4 protein-coding genes and 1 pseudogene are annotated in these 5625 nt (G+C 70.9%); 4 read left to right on the top strand and 1 reads right to left on the bottom strand.

Features of this window, described 5'->3' with window-relative positions:
- Positions 1 to 187: 187 nt before the first annotated feature.
- The 4 genes from ABNT58_RS23045 to ABNT58_RS23030 all read left to right on the top strand — a co-directional run bounded on the left by ABNT58_RS23045 (position 188) and on the right by ABNT58_RS23030 (position 5426).
- The gene (locus tag ABNT58_RS23045; protein WP_348755736.1) at positions 188 to 2227 is read left to right on the top strand and encodes a BTAD domain-containing putative transcriptional regulator; all 2040 of its coding nucleotides are present in this window, start codon (positions 188 to 190) and stop codon (positions 2225 to 2227) included.
- Positions 2228 to 2414: 187 nt separating this feature from the next.
- On the top strand, positions 2415 to 3080 hold the full coding sequence (locus ABNT58_RS23040) for a PEP-CTERM/exosortase system-associated acyltransferase (protein ID WP_348755735.1): 666 nt from the start codon (positions 2415 to 2417) through the stop codon (positions 3078 to 3080).
- A gap of 35 nt (positions 3081 to 3115) precedes the next feature.
- A complete protein-coding gene (locus ABNT58_RS23035; RefSeq protein ID WP_348755734.1) occupies positions 3116 to 4456 on the top strand; it encodes a hypothetical protein in 1341 nt (446 codons plus the stop codon).
- Between the two features lie 52 nt (positions 4457 to 4508).
- A complete protein-coding gene (locus ABNT58_RS23030; RefSeq protein WP_348755733.1) occupies positions 4509 to 5426 on the top strand; it encodes a PEP-CTERM sorting domain-containing protein in 918 nt (305 codons plus the stop codon).
- Here the strand turns inward: ABNT58_RS23030 and ABNT58_RS23025 are convergent.
- A pseudogene (locus ABNT58_RS23025) lies at positions 5410 to 5625 on the bottom strand (LysR family transcriptional regulator); the annotation flags it as partial. The gene ABNT58_RS23030 and the pseudogene ABNT58_RS23025 sit on opposite strands and share 17 nt — an antisense overlap.

Raw genomic sequence — 5625 nt, 5'->3', positions numbered from 1 at the left:
GGCTCAATGGCTGTGGCCCGCCTCCAGCGCCGACCAGGCGCTGGCCAACCTGCGCCGCGCGCTCCACGACCTGCGGCGAGTGCTGCACACGCTGCCCGAAGCGGCTGCCGATGACCTCTGCGCCGATCGCAAGAGCGTCCGCCTGCGGGCTGATGAGCCGCGTTGGCGCGTGGACGTGCGCACCTTCATGCGCCAGCTGCTGCCACTGCTGTCGCCCGCGATGCGGCCCGACGCTGCCCAACTGCAGCAGGCGCTGGCGCTGTATGGCGGTCCCTTCCTGCACGGCTTTCATCTGGACGACACGCCGGCCTTCGCCGACTGGGCCGCGCGCAGGCGCGGGCAGCTGGAGCGACTGGCCGCACACGGCCTGCAGCGGTGGGCCGACCAACTTGAAGCCGAGGGCCAGCCGGAGGCCGCCCTGGCGCCTTTGGACCGCCTGCTCGCCATCGACCCCTGGGCAGAGCCCGTGCAACGCCAGCGCCTGCGGCTGCTGGCGTTGAGCAGCCCGGCGAGTGCCTTGCGGGCATTCGAGCAGTTCGAGGCCGAGTTGCAGAAGGAGCTGGGCATCTCGCCGCAGCCGGAAACCCTGGCCTTGGCCGACAGCCTGCGCCGGCATGGCGTGCGCTCCGCGCAGGCGCCGGGGATCTCCCGGATGCGGTTGGCTGACCCGGCAGCCGACGGCGTGACTGCACGGCCAGCCCGGTTCCCGCCGCTCGAGCGACGCCGACTGTGGGTGTTGGCCTGCGACCTGGAGCCCGCTGACGCGTCGCAGCCCAGCTTGGACACGCGGCTGCCCGGTGAAGCGGCCCAGGTGCTCAAGGCCGGTGCCGACCTGCTGCTGGCCCATGGCGCGCAGTTGCATCAGGCCGAGGACGGGGAACTGCTGGCCTGCTTCGGACATTGGCCGGCGCATGAGAACGCGCTGCAACTGGCACTGCGCGCCGGACGTGCGCTGCGGCAATCGATACCCGACGCATTGCATTGCCGGCTGGGCCTGCACCTGGGGTGGGCACTGCTGTCGCCGGGGCAGCCGGGCCTGGATGCATGGGGTCCATTGCGCAAGCAGGCGCGCAGGTTGGCGTTGGCCGCCGAGCCCGGGCAGTTGGTGGTCAGCGACGCGGTGGTGCAGGCCGATGGAGGCCTGCACCGCTTTTCGCCTGCAGTGCAGGGCTTTGTGGTGCACGAGCTGGCAGCGCCAGCGCATGGAGCGCCACTGGTCGGGCGCACGTCGCTGCACTGGGGTCTGCTGGCCGAGTGGGCGCTGGCAGCTGGCCGCGGCCCGCGCGCGGTGCTGCTGTACGGCGAGGCCGGCATCGGAAAGAGCCGCCTGCTGGCGGAGATGGCTTCGGCCGTGCGCCAGCAGCAGCGGCCGGTGTTGCGCCTGTGCTGGGCGACGGGGGCCCATACCCTGGCAAGCCTGCCAGAGCACAGCCGGCCGCATCAATGCCAATTGGCCTTGCAGGCGCTGCTGTCGCAGATGGAAGCGGCGCCCGGACCGGGGCTCTTGCTGGTGGACGACTTGCAGCATGCACCCCAGCCGGCCTTGGACATGCTGGCGGCCTGGCTGCGCAGGGCCCATCAGCCGTGGCTGGTGTTGCTGGCATCGCGGCGGCCGGCGGCGGCGCCGCTGGCCGGCCTGCTGGCGCAGCAGTGGCAGGTGCCGCCGCTGTCGGCGCCAACGCTTGGGCTGCTGCTCGATGGGGTTGGCCTGCAGGACGTACAGGCGCGCGAGGCGGTGATCAAACGGTCGGACGGCGTGCCGGGGTTTGCGCTGGCTTTGGCGCGGCAGTATCTGGCCGGCGGCGATCCTGCGACGCAGGCGCGCGTGCCGGCCCCGCTGTGGGACCTGTTGGCTGCGCGGCTCGATCAAGCCGGGCATGCGGCCCGCCATGTGGCGCGCTGCGCCGCTGCGATGGCCCCGGTGTTCGAGGTTGCCAGTCTGCGTGCGTGGATGGTGCAGCTGCACCAGGCCACGGCCGATCACACAGGCGCCGACCACCTGCCTGCGCTGCTCGACGCACTGTGCGCCTGCGGTGTGCTGGAGGCCGTGACCGCGACGTCAGACGCGCCGCAAGGTGCGGCGCGCACGAGGGCCTATCGCTTCAAGTACACGCTGCTGCGCGAAGCGGCCCGCAGTCTGTGGCCTGACGCTGAGCACCGTGCAGCGCTGGCCCCTGCCGGCACATCAGTCAAGCCTGCGTTGCGGCGCGCCCCTTCGTTCGGCTGAAGCGCCTTGAAGTTTTCTGAAAGCGTGTAGCGGGGCCGGTTCTTCAACGCTGCGTCAACGGCCGCTGCCTAGAGTGGCTCGCGTGTACCTGCCGCTGAGCCGCCCCGAGATGCCTGCTTCCTTTGCGCCCCACTTCCACAGCCGCTGCTGGCGCGCCGGGCGACACGGCGCACTGGCGCCGCAGGAAGTGGCCGAGCCCGACCTGACGCCGCTGTACCGCCTGCGCTGGCAGGTGTACTGCGAAGAATGCGGCTTTGTGCCTGCGGCAGATCATCCGCAGGGCCTGGAGCGCGACAGTCACGATGCACAGGCTGCCCACTTCGGCGCCCGCAACCTGCGGGGTGAGTTGGTGGGGCTGTCGCGGCTGGTGTTCTGCAGCGAGCAAGGCCTCTATCCGTTCGAACTGGCAGGCCTCGTGCCGCATGCCGGCGTGCAGTTGCTGCGGGGCGGTCAGGCAGCCGAAGTCAGCCGCCTGATGGTGCGCCGGGACTATCGACGTCGCCGCGGCGACGGCCTGTCGGGCGTGGGCGATGACAGCCTTCCTCCGCAGCCGCGGAGCGAACGCCGACAGGGCTCTGCACAGATCGTGCTCAGCCTTTATCGCCAGATGTTCCAGTACAGCCGCCGCGCCGGGATCGACACCTGGTATGCGGCGATGGAGCGCTTCCTGCCGCTGTCCCTGCAGCGTCTGGGGCTTGCCTTCGAACGCATCGGGGACGAAGGCCAGTACCACGGGCCGGTGGCGCCCTACCGGCAGGACCTTCGCTTGCTGGAGGCGACCTTGCGCGAACGCCATCCCGCGCTGCTGCACTGGCTGCAGGCGCCCGATGAACCTGCGCAGGGGCTGTCGTGATCGGCCGCTGGTTGCGCCGGCAGCAGCGCCGTGCCTTGCTGCGCCGTGCCGGCGCGGTGGCGGTGGAGCAGGCCGTGCACCGCGCTGCGCAGGGCGCACTGCGCATCGCCCACCGGGCCAAGGCGTGCAGCCCCGCGTACCGCCGGCTGCTGCTGCAGCATGGCCTCAGCCTGGTGGCGCCGCTGCCGCCGCTGGAGCGTCTGCCGGTGCTCGACAAGGACAGCTGCTTCGGCCGCCATGCCTTGGAAGAACTGGCCGGGCCCTTGCGCACGCACGAGATCGGCCAGGCCCTCACCAGCTCGGGTCGCGGCGGCGCGGCCTTTGGCTTCAAGCTCAACACCCGGGGTGAGATGCGCAGCGCCCGGGCAGCCATCGACCTGGGCCTGCAGCAGATGTTCGGCACCGACGAGCGCCGCACGCTGGTGGTGAACTGCCTGCCCATGGGTGTCAGCTTCGACGCCGAGTCGGCCACCGTGGCCAACGTCAGCGTGCGTGAGGACATGGCCTGCGCGCTGCTGCAGCAACTGGGGCCCAGCTACGAGCAGGTGGTGGTCTGCACCGATCCGCTGTTCGTGCGCACCCTGCTGGCCCATGCGGCGGCACGTGGGCTGGACTGGGCCGCGCTGCGGACGAGCATGGTGCTGGGCGAGGAGATGCTGGTCGAACCGCAGCGCCGCTTCATCGCCGATGCGCTGGGCATGGTGCCAGGCGATGGCAGGCGGGTGCTGTCGTCGATGGGCGTGGGCGAGCTGGGCCTGCACCTGTTCTTCGAGGACCCGGCCTGCATCGCGGTGCGGCAGGCGATGCAACAGGGCGCGCATTGGCCGGGCCTGGATGCGCTGGATGAAGACGGTGGCCTGCCCAGCGTCTTCTGCCACGACCCGCAGCGCTGTCATGCGGAGGTGGTGAACGCCGATGCGCATGGCGACGGCGATCTGGTGGTGACCTTGCTGGACCCGCGAACGCCGGTGCTGCTGCCGCGCTATGCCACCGGTGATCTGGCGCGCAGGGTGCCGCCGGCCGCAGCCGCCGCGGCCTGCCGCGATCTGGGGCTGCCACCACCGGCGCTGCCCTGGCTGCTGGTGCATGGCCGCCGTCGCGACCGCCGGCCCGGGCAGCCCTCGGCCGAGCGCATCAAGGAGTGCCTGTATGCCGACGCTGCCGTGGCCCGTCGCCTGACCGGCGCCTTCCGGCTGCAGGACGGGCGGCTGCGGGTGCAGGCCGCGGGTGAGGTCGGCGATGCCGAGCTGGCCCGTCTCGAACATCACTTGTATGGACAACTGGATGGCACGGTGCAGGTGGAAGTGCGCCGCCTGCACGACTGCGGCTTCGGGCCGCCGCTGGACCACGAAAGGAAGTTCGTCTACGTGGCTTGACCCGCGCCATGGGGGCGTGGGTTTCATGTGTTGATGCAACAGGAGGAAGATCATGAAGACCAGGGATTGGGCATCGGCCGCTGCGCTCGGTGCCGGCTTGCTGTGCTGCGGCTTGCCCGCGTCGGCGGCGCCGCTGACGCTGCTGGACGGCGACCTCAAGATCGAGATGGGCAACCTGGACATGGCCGCCACGCAGTACGGCGGCTTCAAGGAACGGCCGATCTGCACCGACGTGGCCAGCTGTGACAAGGCCCTGGCGCCTGGCGGCAAGGCACCCGGTGCCTATGGCAGCGAAGACAGCTGGGGCGTGTTCAGCATCTCGCGCATCGTGCGCGGCTCGACCACGCTGTGGAGCCAGGGCGAGGCGGGGTACTACCTCACCGGCATGTTCTACGGTCTGACCGACCAGTACGTCATCGCGGGCCTCAATCCGTTCTCGCCCGGCCAGGTGCTGACCCGGGCCTACACGGGCGGCGGCCGGCTCGACATCTACCGCAACACCAGCGATGGCTACGTGGGTGCCGACACGGCCGGCGAGTCGCGCCGCACGGCGCAGGACCGGTACAGCGGTGTCACCGACGGGGTGCTGTGGCTGGCCTTGCAGTTCGACCAGGGCGCCGACAGCACGCCGCAAGGCTTGTTCGCCAGCTACATCAACGACTTCACCAATACCAACTTCGCAGGGCAGGGCCAGGGCTACCTGAGCGTGGTGGGCGGTGAGGCCAGGGACCAGTTCGACACCAACACGATGGTCAACGGCCTGGGGGGCCGGTCGGACATGCGCCTGTCCAGCACCTACCAGGCCGACTCGGCAGTGCCGGCCTGGACGGTGGTCAGCACGACCGACCTCATCGCCCATGCGCAGAACACCGTGCCGGAGCCCGGCTCGCTGGCGCTGGTGGGCACCAGCCTGGGCGCCTTGGGATGGGCAGGTCGGCGCCGGCAGCCGCGTCTCAACCCAACGCCGTGACGGCGCGCCGCCGCATCGGCGAGGCCAGCGTCTCGGCCATCGCCGCCTGCAGCGCCAGCAGGCGGCGGTCGTCGGCATCGGTCTTGCGCAGGGCCAGCGACATCTGCAGGGCCGGGGCGCCGCGCCCCAGGCGCAGCACGCGCACCGGGTAGGCCATGGTGATGGCGGGGTCGGACAGCTGCACGATGGAGATGCCCAG

The sequence above is a fragment of the uncultured Aquincola sp. genome, assembly GCF_964001545.1.
In the GTDB taxonomy this organism is placed as follows: Bacteria; Pseudomonadota; Gammaproteobacteria; order Burkholderiales; family Burkholderiaceae_C; genus Aquincola.
Note: the sequence above shows the minus strand (reverse complement) of the source record. Positions and strands in the feature narration are given on the sequence as shown.

What these genes read in the sequence shown, in the direction of transcription:
- ABNT58_RS23045 (WP_348755736.1), top strand. Translation starts at nt 188, where the DNA reads ATGCGCCAGCTGCTGCCACTGCTGTCGCCCGCGATGCGGCCCGACGCT.
- ABNT58_RS23030 (WP_348755733.1), top strand. Translation starts at nt 4,509, where the DNA reads ATGAAGACCAGGGATTGGGCATCGGCCGCTGCGCTCGGTGCCGGCTTG.